Annotated in this window: 18 protein-coding genes; 13 read left to right on the top strand and 5 right to left on the bottom strand. The window is 68.1% G+C overall.

The genetic code is table 11. The annotated features are described in order from the left end of the window. Window positions 1-65 precede the first annotated feature (65 nt). From ftsY to rpoH, 4 genes are all read left to right on the top strand, one after another. Entirely contained in the window at window positions 66-1,412 is a 1,347-nt protein-coding gene (gene ftsY, locus ACM26W_RS17345; protein ID WP_416138223.1) for a signal recognition particle-docking protein FtsY, read from the top strand. Continuing rightward, entirely contained in the window at window positions 1,409-2,077 is a 669-nt protein-coding gene (gene ftsE, locus ACM26W_RS17340; protein WP_416138222.1) for a cell division ATP-binding protein FtsE, read from the top strand. Before ftsY ends, ftsE begins: the two co-directional genes overlap by 4 nt. Beyond that, on the top strand, window positions 2,074-3,051 hold the full coding sequence (gene ftsX, locus ACM26W_RS17335) for a permease-like cell division protein FtsX (protein ID WP_416138221.1): 978 nt from the start codon (window positions 2,074-2,076) through the stop codon (window positions 3,049-3,051). The genes ftsE and ftsX overlap by 4 nt, the downstream gene beginning before the upstream one ends. A 197-nt stretch (window positions 3,052-3,248) precedes the next feature. Continuing rightward, the gene (gene rpoH, locus ACM26W_RS17330; RefSeq protein WP_416138220.1) at window positions 3,249-4,115 is read left to right on the top strand and encodes an RNA polymerase sigma factor RpoH; all 867 of its coding nucleotides are present in this window, start codon (window positions 3,249-3,251) and stop codon (window positions 4,113-4,115) included. Between the two features lie 315 nt (window positions 4,116-4,430). Here rpoH and slmA read toward each other — a convergent pair whose 3' ends face one another. The 5 genes from slmA to coaBC all read right to left on the bottom strand — a co-directional run bounded on the left by slmA (window position 4,431) and on the right by coaBC (window position 9,499). Continuing rightward, window positions 4,431-5,042 (bottom strand): nucleoid occlusion factor SlmA, encoded by a 612-nt coding sequence (gene slmA / locus ACM26W_RS17325; protein WP_416138219.1) that lies wholly within the window; start codon window positions 5,040-5,042, stop codon window positions 4,431-4,433. Window positions 5,043-5,155: 113 nt separating this feature from the next. Next, on the bottom strand, window positions 5,156-6,064 hold the full coding sequence (argB, locus tag ACM26W_RS17320) for an acetylglutamate kinase (protein ID WP_416138218.1): 909 nt from the start codon (window positions 6,062-6,064) through the stop codon (window positions 5,156-5,158). A 151-nt stretch (window positions 6,065-6,215) separates the two neighbouring features. After that, window positions 6,216-7,610 (bottom strand): phosphomannomutase/phosphoglucomutase, encoded by a 1,395-nt coding sequence (locus ACM26W_RS17315; RefSeq protein ID WP_416138217.1) that lies wholly within the window; start codon window positions 7,608-7,610, stop codon window positions 6,216-6,218. Window positions 7,611-7,648: 38 nt separating this feature from the next. Beyond that, window positions 7,649-8,131: a dUTP diphosphatase gene (dut, locus tag ACM26W_RS17310; RefSeq protein WP_416138216.1), complete on the bottom strand. Its 483-nt coding sequence runs from the start codon at window positions 8,129-8,131 to the stop codon at window positions 7,649-7,651. Window positions 8,132-8,203: 72 nt separating this feature from the next. Then, window positions 8,204-9,499: a bifunctional phosphopantothenoylcysteine decarboxylase/phosphopantothenate--cysteine ligase CoaBC gene (gene coaBC, locus ACM26W_RS17305; protein ID WP_416138215.1), complete on the bottom strand. Its 1,296-nt coding sequence runs from the start codon at window positions 9,497-9,499 to the stop codon at window positions 8,204-8,206. 114 nt (window positions 9,500-9,613) lie between these two features. Between coaBC and radC the strand changes: the two genes are divergently transcribed. The 9 genes from radC (at window position 9,614) to ACM26W_RS17260 (ending at window position 17,944) form a co-directional block, all read left to right on the top strand. Beyond that, window positions 9,614-10,288, top strand: coding sequence for a RadC family protein (gene radC, locus ACM26W_RS17300; protein WP_416138214.1), 675 nt, complete (start codon window positions 9,614-9,616; stop codon window positions 10,286-10,288). A 334-nt stretch (window positions 10,289-10,622) separates the two neighbouring features. Continuing rightward, window positions 10,623-10,859: a 50S ribosomal protein L28 gene (gene rpmB, locus ACM26W_RS17295; protein WP_290783685.1), complete on the top strand. Its 237-nt coding sequence runs from the start codon at window positions 10,623-10,625 to the stop codon at window positions 10,857-10,859. 27 nt (window positions 10,860-10,886) lie between these two features. After that, window positions 10,887-11,042, top strand: a complete 156-nt coding sequence (gene rpmG / locus ACM26W_RS17290; protein ID WP_290909083.1) for a 50S ribosomal protein L33 — start codon at window positions 10,887-10,889, stop codon at window positions 11,040-11,042. 117 nt (window positions 11,043-11,159) lie between these two features. Beyond that, window positions 11,160-11,990, top strand: coding sequence for a bifunctional DNA-formamidopyrimidine glycosylase/DNA-(apurinic or apyrimidinic site) lyase (gene mutM, locus ACM26W_RS17285; protein WP_416138212.1), 831 nt, complete (start codon window positions 11,160-11,162; stop codon window positions 11,988-11,990). Window positions 11,991-12,007: 17 nt separating this feature from the next. Beyond that, window positions 12,008-13,201 (top strand): class I SAM-dependent rRNA methyltransferase, encoded by a 1,194-nt coding sequence (locus ACM26W_RS17280; protein ID WP_416138211.1) that lies wholly within the window; start codon window positions 12,008-12,010, stop codon window positions 13,199-13,201. Window position 13,202: 1 nt separating this feature from the next. Then, the gene (locus ACM26W_RS17275) at window positions 13,203-13,520 is read left to right on the top strand and encodes a DUF2007 domain-containing protein (protein ID WP_416138210.1); all 318 of its coding nucleotides are present in this window, start codon (window positions 13,203-13,205) and stop codon (window positions 13,518-13,520) included. Window positions 13,521-13,696: 176 nt separating this feature from the next. Further along, the gene (trpS, locus tag ACM26W_RS17270) at window positions 13,697-14,722 is read left to right on the top strand and encodes a tryptophan--tRNA ligase (protein ID WP_416138209.1); all 1,026 of its coding nucleotides are present in this window, start codon (window positions 13,697-13,699) and stop codon (window positions 14,720-14,722) included. A gap of 190 nt (window positions 14,723-14,912) precedes the next feature. Continuing rightward, on the top strand, window positions 14,913-16,121 hold the full coding sequence (locus ACM26W_RS17265; RefSeq protein WP_416138208.1) for a YeeE/YedE family protein: 1,209 nt from the start codon (window positions 14,913-14,915) through the stop codon (window positions 16,119-16,121). A gap of 143 nt (window positions 16,122-16,264) precedes the next feature. Then, window positions 16,265-17,944 carry an NAD-dependent malic enzyme gene (locus ACM26W_RS17260; protein ID WP_416138207.1) on the top strand — a complete coding sequence of 560 codons (1,680 nt, stop codon included), beginning with the start codon at window positions 16,265-16,267 and terminating at the stop codon, window positions 17,942-17,944. Window positions 17,945-18,140: the final 196 nt, after the last annotated feature.

Raw genomic sequence — 18,140 nt, 5'->3', positions numbered from 1 at the left:
TCCACAGTCATGGTGGGCGGTGGTAGGATGTGGCGATTCGTTCACCCGCGAGGCTGATTCTGTCCATGTTCGGTTTTCTCAAGCGCAAGAAGAAGCAGCAGGAACACGAGGCGACCCGCGAAGAGCAGGAGCGCCAGGAAGAGGCCGCCGAGGCGTCCGAGGCCCTATCCGAGCCAGAGCCCGCCGAGCAGCCCGTCGAGAAAGTGCTCGAGAACGTGCTCGAGAAGAGCCCCGAGGTCGAAGTGGAACCCGAGCCCGCCGTCGAGCAGGAGGCGTCTCGTGAAGCCCCGGAGTCGGCGAAGCCGGCAGAAGCGGTCTTCCGGACCCCCGCCGTTGAGCCCGATGCGGCCGAGTCCAAGCCTGTTGTCGAGCCCGAGCCCGAGCCCGAGCCCGAGCCCGAGCCCGAGCCCGAGCCCGAGCCCGAGCCCGCTCGTCCCGCGCTGCAGGAGAAGCCCGTCGCCGGCGAGAAGACGGGCTGGTTTTCGCGTATCAAGGCCGGCCTGGGCAAGACGCGCGCCAACCTCACCGACGGCCTGGCGGATCTATTCCTCGGCAAGAAGCAGATCGACGACGATCTGATGGAGGACCTCGAGACCCAGCTGCTGCTGGCCGACGTGGGCATCGAGGCCACCACCGAGATCATCGAACGCCTCACCGTGCGCGTCTCCCGCAAGGAGCTCCAGAATAGCGAGGCGCTCTATCGCGCCCTGCAGGAGGAGCTGTCCACCATGCTGGAGCCGGTGAGCCGGCCGCTGATCCTGCCCCCGAAAGGCGAGGGCCCCTTCGTGATCCTGGTGGTGGGCGTCAACGGCGCGGGCAAGACCACCACCATCGGCAAGCTGACCCAGCGTTTCCAGCGCGAGGGGCGCAGCGTGATGCTGGCCGCCGGCGACACCTTCCGCGCCGCGGCGGTGGAGCAGCTCAAGGTATGGGGCGAGCGCAACAAGGTGCCGGTGATCGCCCAGCACACCGGCGCCGACAGCGCCTCGGTGATCTTCGACGCGGTGGCCGCCGCCAAGGCCCGCGGCGTCGACGTGCTGATCGCCGACACCGCGGGTCGCCTGCACAACAAGTCCCACCTGATGGAGGAGCTCAAGAAGGTCCACCGGGTGATGGGCAAGGTGGACGCCACTGCCCCCCACGAGGTGATGCTGGTGCTCGACGCGGGCACGGGTCAGAACGCCCTTGCCCAGGCCAGCACCTTCAACGAGGCGGTGCCGATCACCGGGGTGACCCTCACCAAGCTGGATGGCACCGCCAAGGGCGGCATCATCTTCGCCCTGGCCAAGCAGATGAGCACGCCGATCCGCTTCATCGGCGTCGGCGAGTCCCTGGATGACCTGCGGCCCTTCGAGGCCCGCGAGTTCATCGACGCCCTGTTCGACCGCGACGGCAACGACGACGCGACATGATCGTTTTCGAGCACGTAGGCAAGCGCTACGGCGGGCGCTTCGAGGCGCTCGCCAACCTCGACTTCCGCGTGCGCCGCGGCGAGATGGTGTTCCTGACCGGCCACTCCGGGGCCGGCAAGAGCTCACTGCTGCGGCTGGTCATGCGCCTGGAGCGCCCCTCCCGGGGGCGCATCCTGGTGGCCGGCCACGACATCGACCGCCTCCACGCCAGCCAGGTGCCCTTCTACCGGCGCCAGATCGGTGTGGTCTTCCAGGACCACCAGCTGCTCCACGACCGCTCGATCTTTCACAATGTGGCGCTGCCCCTGGAGATCCAGGGGGTGGAGCCGCGTGAGTCGGCGCGCCGGGTGCGCGCGTCACTGGACAAGGTGGGGCTGCTGCACCGCGAGCGCGCTCTGCCCATCGAGCTCTCCGGCGGTGAGCAACAGCGGGTGGGCATCGCCCGGGCGGTGGTCAGCAAGCCGCCGCTGCTGCTGGCCGACGAGCCCACCGGCAACCTCGACCCCCAGCTCTCCGCCGATATCATGGCGCTGTTCGAGGACTTCAACCGCATCGGCACCACGGTGATGATCGCCAGCCACGACCTGGCGCTGATCGCCCGGCTGCGCCACCGCACCCTGCGGCTGCGCGACGGCCGGCTGGTGGCCGATCAGGAGGCCGCATGAGCCGCCGTCCCGCTCCGCCGCCGCCTCGCGGTGCTCGCACCCACCGGACCCGCTCGTCGAGCCGACTGCGCGGCTGGCTGCGCCACCACCGGGCCATGGCCCTGGACAGCGCCTGGCGGCTGCTGCGGGCGCCCCTCGGCAGCCTGGTGACCATGCTGGCCATTGCCATCGCCCTGGTGCTGCCGGCGGCGCTGTGGCTGACCCTGGACGGCGCCCGGCTGCTGGATGCCGAACTCACCGAGAGCGCCACCCTGACCGCCTATCTGGCTCACCACGTGGACGAGGCCCAGGCCGAGCGCATCGAGGAGGCGCTGGCCGCCCATGCGGGGGTCGGCCGCACCCGGCTGATCAGCGCCGCGGAGGGCATGGCGGAGTTCCAGCAGGCGCTCGGTCTCGCCGATGCCCTGGGCCGCCTGGAGGAGAATCCGCTGCCGGCCAGCGTGGTGGTCACCCCGGCCGACCCCACGCCAGAAGCGGTGCGGGGTCTGGTCGGAGTGATTGAGACGATGCCGGGGGTGGAGGAGGTGCGCCTGGACCTGGCGTGGATCGAGCGGCTGCGCCACCTGGCGGAGCTGGGGCGTCGCGTTGCCCTGGCCCTGGCGGTGCTGTTCGGCGGCGGGGTGCTGTTGGTGGTGGGCAACACCATCCGCCTGGCGGTGGAGAACCGCCGCAAGGAGATCGAGGTGGTGACCCTGATCGGCGCCACCCATGCCTTCGTGCGCCGCCCCTTCCTCTACAGCGGGGGATGGTACGGGCTGGGGGGAGGCCTGCTGGCCTGGGGGCTGCTGACGCTCGGCAGCGAGTGGCTGGCGGCCCCGGTCGCGGCCTTGGCGGCCAGTTACGGTGCCAGCTTCAGCCTGCCGCGGCTGGGGGTGAACGGTTCTGCTATGCTGGTTGGCTGTAGTATACTCCTCGGCTGGCTGGGCGCCTGGATCGCGGTGAGCCGCCACCTCGCCGAGGTAAAGCCGCGCTAGCGGCGCGAAGAAAGCTGAAGCCGCGATAGCGGCAAGAGAACGGCTGAAGCCGCGTTAGCGGCTCAAGACCCGCGACCGAGCCGAGCGACTGGAATCCACGCCTTCTGGGGTGATTTCATGGAACATTTCCCTGTTTTTGGCATCGTATGTGGCCGAACGCCAATGAATTTTTGGGCAGACAAGGAGACATTCTGCACATGAGCACCAGTCTTCTTCCGGTGGGCCAGCTCTCCCCGGGGCACGATCTCAACGGATACCTTCAGGCGATCCGCAGCATCCCGCTGCTGACCGCCGACGAGGAGCGTGAGCTAGCCTTCCGCCTGCACGACGAAGGCGACCTGGAGGCCGCCCGCCGTCTGGTCCTGTCGCATCTGCGTTTCGTTGTGCATATTGCCCGCAGCTATTCCGGCTATGGCCTGCCCCAGGCGGACCTGATCCAGGAGGGCAACGTCGGCCTGATGAAGGCGGTCAAGCGCTTTGACCCCAACCAGGGTGTGCGGCTGGTCTCTTTCGCGGTGCACTGGATCAAGGCCGAAATCCACGAATTCGTGCTGCGCAACTGGCGCATCGTGAAGATCGCCACCACCAAGGCCCAGCGCAAGCTGTTCTTCAACCTGCGCAGCGCCAAGAAGCGCCTGGCCTGGCTGAGCGGCGATGAGGTCGACGCCATCGCCAAGGATCTCGACGTCAAGCCCGAGGTGGTGCGCGAAATGGAGGGGCGTCTCTCCTCCCACGATGCCGGCTTCGACGCCGCGCCGGGCGAGGACGACGAGAGCAGCTGGCAGGCACCGGTGCACTATCTCGACGACGCCTCGGCCGACCCTGCCACTCGGCTCGAGGATAGCGACTGGGAAGACGATTCCACCCATCGCCTGCAGTTGGCCCTGACGGCCCTCGACGAGCGCTCCCGGGATATCCTGCAGCGCCGCTGGCTGCTCGACGAGAAGGCCACCCTGCATGAGCTGGCTGATGACTACGGCGTCTCCGCCGAGCGTATCCGCCAGATCGAGAAGAACGCCATGAAGAAGATTCGCCAGCAGATCGGTGATGCCCTGGTGGCCTGAGCTGGGTTTTTGTGGGAGCTGGGCTTTGCCCGCGGTTCGACGCTTCGACGAATGGAGACCGAAGGACTCCTGGGTTTTGTGGGAGCTGGGCTATGCCCGGCGAATGGAGGCCGAAGGGCTCCTGGGCGGTAATCACCAACGCCAGCAACACCGCCGGGGCGCCTGCGGCGCCATTCGCCCGGCAGAGCCGATCTCCCACCAGTAGTTCCAGGCCTCGTAGGTTCCAAGCCTCGTAGGTTCCAAGCCTAAAAATAACCCCCGTCGGATGAGAGTCCGGCGGGGGTTATTGCTGATTGGTGCCGGCAAGACGCTCCGCTAGGCCGGCTGCGGGTTCTCCTTCAGCAGCTGGGCGGAGATCAGCGCCCACTGCGCATCCCAGTGCTCGGTGGGGCGACGCTTGAAGTCGCTGCGCACGTACTGGCTGATGCGCCCCTCGGCGGCGGCCAGCAGCAGGTTGGCGGCCGCGGAGGCGGGCAGGCTGAGGCGGCGCCCCTCGCGCAGCTCCGCTTCGCGCAGCACCTGCTTGAGCTGGGTCTCGAGCCGCTCGAAGAGCTGGTGGATGCGCACCCGCAGGCGCGCCGTCTCGCCGGTGAGCACGCCGCCGTCGAGCAGCCGGGAGAGCCCGGGGTTCTTCTCGGCGAAGGCCAGCAGCAGGGTGAGCAGGGCCCCGCAGCGGGGCAGCGCCTCGGGGCTCTCCTCGAGGATGCGGGTAATGCGCGCGAACAGCGTCTCCTCGATGAACTCGATGAGCCCCTCGAACATGCGTGCCTTGCTGGGAAAGTGGCGATAGAGGGCGGCCTCGGAGACGCCGACCTGCTTCGCCAGGGCGGCCACGGTGATGCGTTTGCCGCTGTCCTCCTCCAGCATCAGCGCGAGCGCCTGCAGGATCTGCTCGCGGCGGCTGGACGTGGGGGTTGCCTGCGTCATGTTGGTCTGTTCTTTTCTGATGGTCGACTCATGCTAGCCGTGGACCCTGTCTGTCGCAAAGGGCGCCGCAAAGGGCGCCGCAAAGTATGGCGCAAACGCCGCGACGGGAGCACTCACTCTGCCTGGCTGGCGTCGGTGATCAGGGTGCCGACGCCGGCGTTGGTGAAGATCTCCAGCAGGATGGCGTGGGGCACCCGGCCGTCGATGATATGGGCGCTCTTCACGCCGCCCTTCACCGCCTCCAGGGCGCAGCGGATCTTGGGCAGCATGCCGCCGTGGATGGTGCCGTCGGCAATCAGTTCGTCGACCTGGGCGGTGGACAGCCCGGTGAGCACCTCGCCCTCGGCGTTCATCAGACCGGCGACGTTGGTCAGCAGCATCAGCTTCTCGGCGCCCAGCGCCTCGGCCACCTTGCCGGCGACGAGGTCGGCGTTGATGTTGTAGCTGTGGCCCTCGGCGTCGACACCGATGGGGGCGATCACCGGGATGAAGTCGCGCTCGGCGAGCATCTCGATCAGGTCGGTGGAGATATGCTCCACCTCGCCCACGTGGCCGATATCGATGATCTCGGGGACGGTCATCTCCGGGGTCTGGTGCTCCACCTTGAGCTGGCGGGCCCGGATCTGGCTGCCATCCTTGCCGGTCAGGCCGATGGCCTTACCGCCGGACTGGTTGATCAGGTTGACGATCCCCTTGTTGACCAGGCCGCCGAGCACCATCTCCACCACGTCCATGGTCTCGGCGTCGGTCACCCGCATGCCGTTGACGAAGCGCGACTCGATGTTGAGCTTCTTCAGCAGGTCGCCGATCTGCGGCCCGCCGCCATGGACCACCACCGGATTGATGCCCACCTCCTTCATCAGCACGATGTTGCGCGCGAAGGAGTCGATCAGGGTGTCCTCGGTCATGGCGTTGCCGCCGTACTTCACCACCACGGTCTTGCCGGTGAAGCGCTGGATATAAGGCAGCGCCTCGGAGAGCACCTCTACCACCAGGCGCGGGTCGCGGGTCTGTTCGGTCATTTGGGGTTTCCTTTTCATGCTCATGGCCGTCGGGGTCCCGGCGGCGTTGCTTGCGTTGCCGAATGCCGCTCAGAAGCCCTTCGGTCTCCCTTCGCCGGGCAGAGCCCAGCTCCTACAGCGTCCTGGCCATGCTTGGCGGGCTTCCATGGGCTCAGAGCGCCACGTCCAGTTCGGGGGCGACCTTGCTCAGGGCGGCGGCAAACTGCGCCCGGATGCGCTCGAGTGCCGCCTCGGTCTTGCCCTCGAAGCGCAGCACCAGCACCGGCGTGGTGTTGGAGGCGCGGCACAGGCCCCAGCCATCCGGGTAGTCGACGCGGATGCCGTCCAGGGTGGTCTTCATGCCCTCGTCGCCGAAGTCGCCCTCCCGGGCCAGCCGCGCCACCAGGTCGAACTTGGTCTCGTCGGTGACGGTGACGTTGATCTCCGGGGTGCCGAGATCCTGGGGATAGCGGTCGAAGAAGGCGTCGGCATCCAGCGCCTGCCGGGAGAGGATCTCCAGCAGGCGGGCGGCGCCGTAGAGGCCGTCATCGAAGCCGTACCAGCGCTCCTTGAAGAAGATGTGCCCGCTCATCTCGCCGGCCAGCAGGGCGCCGGTCTCCTTCATGCGCGCCTTGATCAGCGAGTGGCCGGTGCGCCACATCTCGGGCTCGCCGCCGGCATCAAAGATCACCCGCGCCAGGTTGCCGGTGCACTTGACGTCGAAGATCACCTTGGCGCCCGGATTGCGCTCGAGCATGTCCTCGGCGAAGGCCATCATCAGGTGGTCCGGGTAGATCAGCCGGCCGGAGGGGGTGATCACGCCGAGGCGGTCGCCGTCGCCGTCGAAGGCCAGGCCGATATCGGCGCCGGTCTCCTGCACGGTGCGAATCAGGTCCCCCAGGTTCTCGGGCTTGCCCGGGTCCGGGTGGTGGTTGGGGAAGGTGCCGTCGATCTCGGCGAACAGCGGAATCGTCTCGGCGCCGAGCATCTCGATCAGCTGCGGGCCCAGTTCGCCGGCCACGCCGTTACCGCAGTCCACCACCGCCTTGAGCGGGCGGGCCAGGCGCACATCGGACAGGATTCTCGCCAGGTAGGCGCTGCGCACGTCCACGTCACGCACGCTGCCCTGGCCCTCGGTCAGCGCATTCTCGACGATGCGGGTGTAGAGGGCGGTGATCGCCTCGCCGGAGAGGGTCTCGCCGCCCAGCACGATCTTGAAGCCGTTGTAGTCCGGCGGGTTGTGACTGCCGGTGACCATTACCCCGGAGGCGGTGCCATCCAGCGCATGGGTGGCGAAGTAGAGCACCGGGGTCGGCACCATGCCGATGTCGATGACGTCGCGGCCGGCCCGGGTCAGGCCGCGCACCAGGGCGTCCCTGAGGCGCGGGCCAGAGAGGCGGCCGTCGCGGGCCACCACCACGGTGGATTCGCCACGAGCGGCGGCCTCGCTGCCGATGGCGCGGCCGATCCGCTCGACGGTGGACTCGGTGAGGGTGTCATCGACGATGCCGCGGATGTCGTAGGCGCGGAAGATGGAGGCGGGAACGTGCTTTGTCTCGGCGGTCATGGGTGTCCTTGTCCTGTGAGTCGCGTCCGGGCTGGGCGTCAGTGGCGGCCGGAGCTGCCGAAGCCGCCGGTGCCACGCTGGCCGGTTTCATGCTGGCTTGGCTCGAAGTCGTCCACCACCTCGAGCTCGGCCTGCACCACGGGCACGAGCACGTATTGGGCTAGCCGCTCGAAGGGCTCGAGGGTGAAGTCGGCCTGACCGCGGTTCCACACCGAGATCATCAGCTCGCCCTGGTAGTCGGAGTCGATCAGGCCGACCAGGTTGCCGAGCACGATGCCGTGCTTGTGGCCCAGGCCCGAGCGGGGCAGGATCAGGCCGGCCAGCCCCGGGTCGGCGATATGGATGGCCAGCCCGGTGCGCACCAGCTTGCAGTCACCGGGGGCCAGCGTCAGGGGCGCGTCGAGCAGGGCGCGCAGGTCCATGCCGGCGGAGCCGCCGGAGGCGTAGCGGGGCAAATGGTCGCGCAGGCGCTCATCGAGGAGCTTCACGGCCAGGCGAGGCTTGGCGTCACGGTGGGGCATCGGGCGTTCCTGATAGGGGTGGGTGATAGGGGTGGGTGAGAGGGGTGGGTGAGAGAGTTCCGCCAGCGGCGTTCAGCGGTAGGGGCAGGCGGCCAGGCAGGCCAGGGCGCGGCGCACCACCGCCATGGCCAGCTCGCGTTTGGGCTGTGGGCCGAGGGCCTCCTGGTGCAAGCTCTCTTGCCCCTTGCCAGTGGCATCGCGCCACATCAGCAGGGCGGCGTTGTCGTCGCTGCCGAAGCCGAGCCCCGCCTGCGAGACATCATTGGCGACGATCATGTCGAGCCCCTTGCGGGCGAGCTTGTCGCGGGCATAGGTCTCCACGTCGCGGGTCTCCGCGGCGAAGCCCACCACCAGGGGGCGGCTTGCCTGGGGCAGGGCAGCCACGGCGGCAATGATGTCGGGGTTCTTGACCAGACGCAGCACCAGCTCATCCTCGCCCTCCACCTTCTTGATCTTGTGCTCGGCGGCGTTCTCGGCGCGGTAGTCGGCCACCGCGGCGCAGCCGATGAAGATGTCGCTGGCTGGCGCCAGTCGCTTCGCGGCCTCGTGCATCTCGAGGGCCGTCTCGACCTGGATGCGCTCCACTCCCGGCGGGCAGGCCAGCGCGACCGGGCCGCTGATCAGCTGCACCCGAGCGCCCAGTGCCGCGGCGGCCTCGGCCAGGGCGTAGCCCATCTTCCCGGAGCTGTGGTTGGAGAGATAGCGCACCGGGTCCAGCGGCTCGCGGGTGGGGCCGGCGGTGATGGTCACGGTCAGACCGGCGGCCTCGGGGGAGGCGCTTGGCGCAGGCGCTGTCGCTGTTGGCGCGGCTTCGGGCGCAAGCAGGGCCGCGAGGATCGCCTCGGGCTCCAGCATGCGTCCCGGGCCCACGTCGCCGCAGGCCTGGTCGCCGCTGTCCGGGCCCAGCAGGCGCCAGCCGTCATCCACCAGCCGTATGGCGTTACGCTGGGTGGCCGGGTGGGACCACATGGCCTGGTTCATGGCCGGGGCCATCACCTTCTCGGCCTCGCTGGCCAGGCACAGGGTGGTGAGCAGGTCGTCGGCCATGCCGGTGGCCAGGCGCGCCATCAGGTCGGCGGTGGCCGGGGCGATGAGGATGGTGTCGGCCCAGCGGGCCAGCTCGATATGCCCCATGCCGGCCTCGGCCTCGGGATCGAGCAGCGAGGTGCGTACCGGTTCTCCGGTCAGCGCCTGCAGGGTCAGCGGGGTAATGAAGGCCTGGGCGCCTTGGGTCATGACGACGCGCACCTCGCAGCCGGCCTGCTTGAGCAGGCGGGCGAGCACGGCGCTCTTGTAGGCGGCGATGCCGGCGCTGATGCCGAGCAGGACTCGGCGACCGGTGACTCCGGTTCCGGAAGACGATGACATGGACAGGTTCCAGGGCGCTGTTTTCAGGCATCTACCTTACCACCCGCGCCGAACCTTGCGTAGACGAGGGAGTGGCTACACTGAGGAGCAAACGGGCAGGGCAGGGAGGCGGTGATGTCGATCAGGGACTGGCCGGAGGGGGAGCGCCCTCGGGAGAAGCTGCTGGCGCTGGGGTCGGAGACGCTGTCGGACGCCGAGCTGCTGGCGATCTTTCTGCGGGTGGGGGTGCAGGGGCGCTCGGCCGTGGACCTGGCCCGGGACCTGCTGCTGGAGTTTGGCGGCCTGCGCCAGTTGCTGGAGGCGGACCGCGAGCGCTTCTGCGCCGCCCGGGGCATGGGCAGCGCCAAGTATGTGCAGCTGCAGGCCACGCTGGAGTTGTCGCGGCGCCATCTGGCCAGCCAGCTGGCGCGGGGTGAGGCGCTCACCTCGCCGACCCTGGTGCGCGCCTATCTCTCCAGCCAGCTGCGTCACTTGGGCCATGAGGAGTTCGCCGCGCTCTTCCTCGACAGCCAGCACCGGGTCATCCGCTACGAGTCGCTGTTTCGCGGCACTCTGGACAGCGCCTCGGTTTACCCCCGGGAGGTGGCTCGCCGCGCACTGGCACTGGGCGCCGGGGCGATCATCTTCGCCCATAACCACCCTTCCGGCATTGCCGAGCCCTCGGATGCCGACCGGCGCATCACCGATCGGCTGCGCGAGGCGCTCGGGCTCTTCGAGATCCGGGTGCTGGACCACTTCGTGGTGGGGGACGGTGAGGTAGTCTCTTTCGCCGAGCGAGGGTGGCTATAGCACTGTGCCCGCCGCTTCGCTATAATACGCGCCCGGCTGCGCTCGGTTCCCTGGGGTTAACGTCCCGGGATTCAGGGTCGCAAGCATGCTTTCCGCTATCGGTTGGCCCTGTGCGCTACACCCCATGCGCCATGCCCTGTGGCGGCGCCACCTTATGCCCCTGCTGGATCCCCGTTCCGTGCTTGCCCGGCGTGGCGGTCTCTGGTATAAAGTGCAGCCTTTGAATTCCCTTGGGTCAAATTTCACGGGATCTCCCGGTTTGCCCGACAGGTTTTGAACACTCAGGGTTCGCGCATCAGGCGTCGAACACCTGGCCCAGCGGTTGGAGGCTCCAATGTCAAAAGTATGTCAGGTCACCGGCAAGCGCCCGATGACTGGTAACAACGTTTCACACTCCCAGCGCAAGACCCGCCGCCGGTTCCTGCCGAACCTGCACTCCCACCGCTTCTGGGTGGAGTCCGAGAATCGCTTTGTCAAGCTGCGTGTCTCTTCCAAGGGCATGCGCGTCATCGACAAGAAGGGCATCGAAGCGGTGCTCAGCGACATCCGCAAGCGCGGCGACGCCGTCTAAGCGATATCCATTCAGGGAGCAGCAGTCATGCGCGACAAGATCAAGCTGGTGTCCAGTGCCGGTACCGGCCACTTCTACACCACCGACAAGAACAAGCGGAACACTCCGGACAAGCTCGAGTTCAAGAAGTTTGACCCGGTGGTCCGCAAGCATGTGATGTACAAGGAATCCAAGATCAAGTAAGCCTTGGTCTTCTTCCGCAGGTGTTCCAGCCTGTCCGCCTGAACCCGGCTGATCGCTCAGCCGGGTTCAGGCGTTTGTAGGCTCTGTCCACCGGAAGCGAGTCGAGCGAGCGCGCCGATGCCCGAACTGCCCGAAGTCGAGACCACCCGCCGTGGTATCGCCCCCCACGTCGAGGGGCGCGAGATCAGCGAGGTCATTGTGCGCCAGCCGCGCCTGAGGGTGCCGGTGCCGGCGGACCTGGGCGAGCGGCTGGTGGGCGCGCGCATCGGCGAGCTCTCCCGCCGCGCCAAGTATCTGCTGGTGCCGCTTTTCGGCGGTGATTCGACCGGCGGCACCCTGCTCTGGCACCTTGGCATGTCCGGCAGTCTGCGCATCGCCCGGCTCGGCGAGCTGCCGAAGAAGCACGATCACCTCGACCTGGTGCTCGAGGGCGGTGCGATCCTGCGCTACCACGACCCGCGTCGCTTCGGCTTCGTCGACTGGCTGGCCGACGGCCCCGGGCAGGATCCGCGCCTGGCGCGCCTGGGACCGGAGCCGCTCTCGGAGGCCTTCGACGGTGAGCGGCTGTTCGCACTGTCCCGCGGGCGGCGCGTGGCGGTGAAGCCCTTCCTGATGGACAACGCCGTGGTGGTGGGGGTGGGCAATATCTATGCTGCCGAGGCGCTGTTCCTGGCCGGCATCGATCCGCGCCGCGCCGCTGGGCGCATCTCCCGTGAGCGCTATGATCGCCTGGCCGCCGCCGCCAGGGAGGTGCTGGCCGCTGCCATCACCCAGGGCGGCACCACCCTGCGCGACTTCGTCGGCGGCACCGGCGAGCCCGGCTACTTCAAGCAGCGCCTCAACGTCTACGGCCGCCACGGCCAGCCCTGTCGGCGCTGCGGCGCCGAGCTGCGCCTCGTCACCCTCGGGCAGCGGGCCAGTGTCTACTGTCCCCACTGCCAGACCTGATTCCTCGAGAGATCTCCATGACCCTGTCCTCCCTGCGCTTGAAGAAGCACGCCGACCGCCGCCTCAAGGCCGGTCACCTGTGGCTCTATTCCAACGAGATCGACACCGACGCCACTCCGCTCAAGGGCCTCGAGCCCGGGCAGCAGGTGGTGGTGGAGGCCGCCAACGGCAAGGCGCTGGGCGTCGCCTACGTCAACCCGAACTCGCTGATCTGCGCGCGACTGGTCTCCCGCGAGCCGACGCAGGGACTCGATCGTTCGCTGTTGGTGCATCGCCTCAACCAGGCCCTGGCCCTGCGCCAGCGCCTGTTCGCCGCGCCCTACTATCGCCTGGTCCACGGCGAGGGCGACCTGCTGCCGGGCCTGGTGATCGACCGCTTCGGCGACACCCTGGTGGTGCAGCTCAACACCGCCGGCATGCAGGCGGTGCTGCCCGAGCTGCTCGATGCCCTGGACAAGGTGCTCTCGCCGACCACGGTGGTGCTGCGCAACGACACCAGCGGCCGCCGCCAGGAAGGGCTCGAGCTCGGCGTGGAAGTGGTCAAGGGCGAGGTGAGTGAGCCGGTGATGCTGGAGGAGAACGGCGTACGGTTCACGGCCCCGGTGCTCGACGGCCAGAAGACCGGCTGGTTCTATGACCACCGCGTCAACCGCGCCTGGCTCAATCCGTTGGTGGCCGGCAAGCGGGTGCTGGACCTGTTCAGCTACGTGGGTGGCTGGGGCGTGCAGGCCGCGGCCAGTGGTGCCAGCGAGGTGCTCTGCGTGGATTCCTCGGCGGCAGCCCTGGAGCGTGTCGCCGAGAACGCCGCCCTCAACGGGCTGCACGAGCAGGTGTCGGTGGGCGAGGGCGATGCCTTCGAGGCCCTGGCGGCACTCAAGGCCGACGGCGAGGAATTTGACGTGGTGATCCTCGACCCGCCGGCCTTCATCAAGAAGCGCAAGGACATCCCCAACGGCGAACGCGCCTACGGCAAGCTCAACCGCGAGGCGATCCGCCTGCTGGGCCGCGACGGCCTGCTGCTGTCGGCGTCGTGCTCGATGCACCTGGCACCGGAGCGGCTGGTGGACGTGGTGCGCGGGGCGGTGCGCCACCAGGACCGCCATGGCCAGATCCTCTTCCAGGGCCACCAGGGGCCGGACCACCCGGTGCACCCGGCAATTCCCGAGACCAGCTACCTCAAGGCGCTGGGCGTACGCGTCTTCCGGGACTGATATGAGCGTCGATTCGGAGCGCGTCTTCGCCCACTCCAATGCGCTGCTGGTCAGCCATGTGCGCAACCTGCTGGAGGCGGCGGGCATCCCCGCCCAGCTGCGCAACATGACCCTGGGTGGCGGCGCCGGCGAGCTGCCGCTGGGGGAGTGCGAGCCCGAGGTGTGGGTGAAACCCCACAACCGCGAGCGCGCCGAGACGCTGATCCGCCAGGCCTTGGCCGGCGAGAGCGAGGCGCCCGCCTGGCACTGCCCCGGCTGCGGCGAGCCCCAGGAGGGCGTGTTCGACGCCTGCTGGCGCTGCGGGACAGGGCGCCCCTGAGAGGACGCCTGGGGCCGTGACAAGGCGTTTCCTCGATGGTCCGGCACGCCGCCAGATCAGCTCCGTACTCGGCAGCTACGCTCACCGGTGTCTTGAGGAGGTGCGGCCCGGTCGCCTTGTGGGGGGGCGCGCGTTACCATGGCGGGCATTTCCGAACAGCAGAGTCCGTCTACCCCATGAGTGCAGCTTCCGAGAAGACCCGCGTTCTCACCGGCATCACCACCACCGGTACGCCCCACCTGGGCAACTACGTCGGGGCCATCAAGCCCGCCATCGAGGCGAGCCAGGATCCGAACGTGCAGTCCTACTACTTTCTCGCCGACCTGCATGCGCTGATCAAGTGCCAGGACCCGCGCCGGGTGCAGGAGTCGCGTCTCGAGATCGCCGCCACCTGGCTGGCGCTGGGGCTGGATACCGACAACGCCATCTTCTATCAGCAGTCCGATATTCCCGAGATCCCGGAGCTGACCTGGATGCTCTCCTGCGTCTGCGCCAAGGGGCTGATGAACCGCGCCCACGCCTACAAGGCTGCGGTGGCGGAGAACGAGGCCGCCGACAACCAGGATCCGGACAAGGGCATCACCATGGGCCTGTTCGGCTATCCGGTGCTGATGGCCGCCGACATCCTGATGTTCAACGCCAACCGGGTGCCGGTGGGCCGCGACCAGATCCAGCATATCGAGATGGCTCGCGATATCGCCGGGCGCTTCAACCACCTCTACAAGGGGCAGTACTTCACCCTGCCCGAGGCGGTGGTGGACGAGAGAGTGGAGGTGCTGGGTGGCCTGGACGGGCGCAAGATGTCCAAGAGCTACAACAACACCATCCCGCTGTTCGTCGCCGAGAAGAAGCTGCTGAAGCTGGTGCGCAAGATCAAGACCAACTCGCTGGAGCCGGGCGAGCCCAAGGACCCGGCCAGCTGCACGCTGTTTCAGATCTATTCCGCCTTCGCCACCGTCGAAGAGGCCGCCGCCATGCGTGCCGAGTACGAGAACGGCATCGGCTGGGGGGAGGTCAAGAACCGGGTGTTCGAGACCCTCAATACGCAGCTGCGCGAACCCCGCGAGCGCTACCTGGCGCTGCTGGACGATCCGGGCCATATCGAAGCGGTGCTGCAGAAGGGCGCCGAGCGCGCCCGGGCCGAGGCGGCGCCCTTCATGGACCGCCTGCGCCAGGCGGCGGGCCTGGGCCGCTTCGTCTGAGGCATGGTCAGCATGGCAGCTGCCGCGGGCGCCTTCGGGCGTCCGCGTGCGTTGGTTGGTGGGTGGGCGGCTTTCTTATTCCCTGATGGAATGGATTGTTTCGTTTAAATGCTTTTACGTGACGGCCCGAAATCGTTAGGATGCTTGGTTTACCGGGGCTCCCGCCCCTGCGACTTCGAGAGAGCACGCCATGAGTGAACTCGCCCTTTCCCGACGCTCCCGACTTTCCGTGCCCGCGGTGGCGGCAGGCGCCCTGCTGCTGGGTGCCCTGGCCGTGGGGGCCGCCTTCGGTGTGCGCATCGGCGCGTTGATGGTGGTCGGCGGCCTGCTGGGCGTGGTGCTCTACCACGCTGCCTTCGGTTTCACCGCCGCCTGGCGGGTCTTTATCACCGAGCGCCGCGGCCGCGGCCTGCGCGCCCAGATGGTGATGCTGGCCATCGCGGTACTGCTGTTCTTCCCGGCGCTGGGCGCGGGCAGCCTCTTTGGCCAGTCGGTGTACGGTTTCGTCTCGCCCATCGGCGTCTCGGTGGTGTTCGGCGCCTTCCTGTTCGGTATCGGCATGCAACTCGGCGGCGGCTGCGCCTCCGGCACCCTGTTCACCGCCGGCGGTGGCAATGCGCGGATGCTGATCACGCTGCTGTTCTTCATCGTCGGCTCGCTGATCGGCACCGCCCACTTCGCCTGGTGGCAGAGCCTGCCCGCCTTCCAGCCGGTGTCGCTGGTCAATGAATTCGGCGCCGGCGGCGGCATCGTCGTCAGCTTCCTGCTGTTCGCTGCCATCGCCGCCTTCACCGTGGTGATGGAGAAGCGCCGCCACGGCCAGCTGGAGCAGGCGCCGCGCATCGACACCGGCAACCGTCGCTGGCTCACCGGCCCCTGGCCGCTGCTGTTCGGTGCCGTGGCCCTGGCGCTGCTGAACTTCGCCACCCTGGCCCTGGCCGGTCGCCCCTGGGGCATCACCTCGGCCTTCGCCCTGTGGGGCGCCAAGGGCTTCGAGGTCCTCGGCGGCGATGTCTCCGTCTGGGGCTACTGGCAGGCGCCGGGCAACGCCGCGGCCCTGCAGGCCAGCGTGTGGAGCGACATCACCACGGTGATGAATGTCGGCATCATGGTGGGGGCCCTGGTGGCGGCCTCCCTGGCCGGGCGCTTCGCCCCCAACTTCCGCATTCCGGCCAGGTCGGTACTGGCGGCGGTGATCGGCGGCCTCATGCTCGGCTACGGCGCGCGTCTGGCCTTCGGCTGCAACATCGGCGCCTATTTCGGCGGCATCGCCTCCGGCAGCCTGCACGGCTGGGTGTGGCTGGTGGCGGCCTTCGCCGGCAACATGCTCGGCGTCAGGCTGCGGCCCCTCTTCTTCGAGGGCGAGGCGGCCCGTGTGCCGGCGGCCAAGGGCTGCTGAGCCGCGTCATCGAAGGGTGGATTTCGCGTGATATTGCGCCCCGGCCTCGGCCGGGGCGCGGTCGTTGGGGGCGTGGTAGAGTGTGACGAAAGGCGCCGCCAGAGCGCCAACGGCCCGTTCCAGTCACCGCGTCGAGAGTAGAGATGACCACCGAAACCAAGCGCCCCCTCTATATCCCCTATGCCGGTCCACCGTTGCTGGAGATGCCGCTGCTCAACAAGGGCAGCGCCTTCAGCCAGGACGAGCGCATCGAATTCAACCTGATCGGCTTGCTGCCGCAGTGCGTGGAGTCCATCGAGGAGCAGGTGGAACGGGCCTACCAACAGTATCGCCAGTGCCAGAACGACCTGGACAAGCATGTCTACCTGCGCGCCATCCAGGACGACAACGAGACCCTCTACTACCGCCTGGTCTCCGAGCACCTCGCGGAGATGCTGCCGATCATCTATACGCCCACGGTGGGCAAGGCGTGCCAGGAGTTCTCCAATATCTATCGCAATCACCGCGGGCTCTTCATCGCCTACCCCGACCGCGATCGCATGGATGACATCCTGCACAGCTCCACCAAGGATCGCGTCAAGGTGATCGTGGTCACCGACGGCGAGCGCATCCTCGGTCTGGGCGATCAGGGCATCGGCGGCATGGGCATTCCCATCGGCAAGCTGGCGCTATACACCGCCTGTGGCGGCATCAGCCCTGCCTACACCCAGCCGATCATGCTCGACGTGGGCACCAACAACCCGGCGCTGCTCGACGACCCCATGTACATGGGCTGGCGCCACCCGCGTATCGCTCAGGAGGAGTATGACGCCTTCCTCGAGCAGTTCATCGACGCCGTCAAGCGTCGCTGGCCCAGCGTGCTGCTGCAGTTCGAGGATTTCGCCCAGGCCAACGCCGTGCCGCTGCTCGACCGCTACCGCGATGAGCTTTGCTGCTTCAACGACGACGTCCAGGGCACCGCTTCGGTGGTGGTGGGCACCCTGATGGCGGCCTGCCAGGCCCGCGACGAGGGGATCGGCCAGCAGCGGGTGGTGTTCGTGGGTGCCGGCTCTGCCGGCTGTGGCATCGCCGAGCAGGTGGTGGTGTCCATGCAGGCCGAGGGACTCTCCGAGAAGGACGCCCGGGCGAGGGTGTTCATGGTGGACCGCGAGGGACTGGTCACCTCGGACCAGACCTGGCTGCGCGACTTCCAGTCCCGTCTGGCCCACGACCCGAGGCTCACCCAGGGCTGGCAGGGACAGGAACTGGTGGAGACCATCCGCCGGATCACCCCCACGGTGCTGATCGGCGTCTGCGGGCGGCCCGGCATCTTCACCGAGGAGGTGGTGCGTACCATGCACGCCGGCTGCGAGACACCGGTGATCATGCCGCTCTCCAACCCTACCTCCCAGGCCGAGGCGCTTCCCGAGGATGTGATCCGCTGGACCGAGGGGGCGGCCCTGGTCGCCACCGGCAGCCCCTTCCCACCGGTGGCGTACGGTGGGCGTAACTACCCCATCGCCCAGTGCAACAACGCCTATATCTTTCCGGGCATCGGGCTGGGCGTGGTGGCGGCCGGGGCGCGGCGTGTCACCGACGACATGTTGATGGCGGCCTCCCGGGCGCTGGCTCGGGAGGCGCCCATCGTCAAGGAGGGTGAAGGGGCGCTGCTGCCGCCGCTCGGCAAGATCCGTGAGCTCTCCAAGGCCATCGCCTTCGACGTGGCCGCCCAGGCCCAGGGCGAGGGCATGGCGCTGAAGACCAACGGCATCAAGCTGCGCGCGGCCATCGAGCGCAGCTGTTGGACGCCGGAGTATCGGCAGTATCGCCGCCGCTCGTACTGATTGGTTCATCCAACGATAAAGGCCCCGCCAGGTAACCCGGCGGGGCCTTTCTCTTAACTCTTCGTAAGCTCAAGTGAAATTACCCTGTGGGAGCTCGGGTTCCCCGAGCGAATGGCGCCGTAGGCGCCCAGGTAAAGTCGCTGGCGTTGCTTCATGCCGCCTAGGAGCCCTTCGGTCTCCATTCGTCGAAGCGTCG

Source organism: Halomonas sp. HK25, assembly GCF_047795635.1.
Lineage (GTDB): Bacteria > Pseudomonadota > Gammaproteobacteria > Pseudomonadales > Halomonadaceae > Halomonas.
Note: the sequence above shows the minus strand (reverse complement) of the source record. Positions and strands in the feature narration are given on the sequence as shown.

Excerpts from the sequence above, each read along its gene's own strand:
- ACM26W_RS17315 (WP_416138217.1), bottom strand. The coding sequence starts at position 7,610 with ATGACCGCCGAGACAAAGCACGTTCCCGCCTCCATCTTCCGCGCCTAC.
- slmA (WP_416138219.1), bottom strand. The coding sequence starts at position 5,042 with ATGACGCAGGCAACCCCCACGTCCAGCCGCCGCGAGCAGATCCTGCAG.
- ACM26W_RS17275 (WP_416138210.1), top strand. The coding sequence starts at position 13,203 with ATGAGCGTCGATTCGGAGCGCGTCTTCGCCCACTCCAATGCGCTGCTG.
- rpmG (WP_290909083.1), top strand. The coding sequence starts at position 10,887 with ATGCGCGACAAGATCAAGCTGGTGTCCAGTGCCGGTACCGGCCACTTC.
- ACM26W_RS17260 (WP_416138207.1), top strand. The coding sequence starts at position 16,265 with ATGACCACCGAAACCAAGCGCCCCCTCTATATCCCCTATGCCGGTCCA.
- dut (WP_416138216.1), bottom strand. The coding sequence starts at position 8,131 with ATGCCCCACCGTGACGCCAAGCCTCGCCTGGCCGTGAAGCTCCTCGAT.
- ACM26W_RS17280 (WP_416138211.1), top strand. The coding sequence starts at position 12,008 with ATGACCCTGTCCTCCCTGCGCTTGAAGAAGCACGCCGACCGCCGCCTC.
- argB (WP_416138218.1), bottom strand. The coding sequence starts at position 6,064 with ATGACCGAACAGACCCGCGACCCGCGCCTGGTGGTAGAGGTGCTCTCC.
- coaBC (WP_416138215.1), bottom strand. The coding sequence starts at position 9,499 with ATGTCATCGTCTTCCGGAACCGGAGTCACCGGTCGCCGAGTCCTGCTC.
- rpoH (WP_416138220.1), top strand. The coding sequence starts at position 3,249 with ATGAGCACCAGTCTTCTTCCGGTGGGCCAGCTCTCCCCGGGGCACGAT.
- ftsY (WP_416138223.1), top strand. The coding sequence starts at position 66 with ATGTTCGGTTTTCTCAAGCGCAAGAAGAAGCAGCAGGAACACGAGGCG.
- rpmB (WP_290783685.1), top strand. The coding sequence starts at position 10,623 with ATGTCAAAAGTATGTCAGGTCACCGGCAAGCGCCCGATGACTGGTAAC.
- ftsE (WP_416138222.1), top strand. The coding sequence starts at position 1,409 with ATGATCGTTTTCGAGCACGTAGGCAAGCGCTACGGCGGGCGCTTCGAG.
- ACM26W_RS17265 (WP_416138208.1), top strand. The coding sequence starts at position 14,913 with ATGAGTGAACTCGCCCTTTCCCGACGCTCCCGACTTTCCGTGCCCGCG.
- ftsX (WP_416138221.1), top strand. The coding sequence starts at position 2,074 with ATGAGCCGCCGTCCCGCTCCGCCGCCGCCTCGCGGTGCTCGCACCCAC.
- trpS (WP_416138209.1), top strand. The coding sequence starts at position 13,697 with ATGAGTGCAGCTTCCGAGAAGACCCGCGTTCTCACCGGCATCACCACC.
- mutM (WP_416138212.1), top strand. The coding sequence starts at position 11,160 with ATGCCCGAACTGCCCGAAGTCGAGACCACCCGCCGTGGTATCGCCCCC.
- radC (WP_416138214.1), top strand. The coding sequence starts at position 9,614 with ATGTCGATCAGGGACTGGCCGGAGGGGGAGCGCCCTCGGGAGAAGCTG.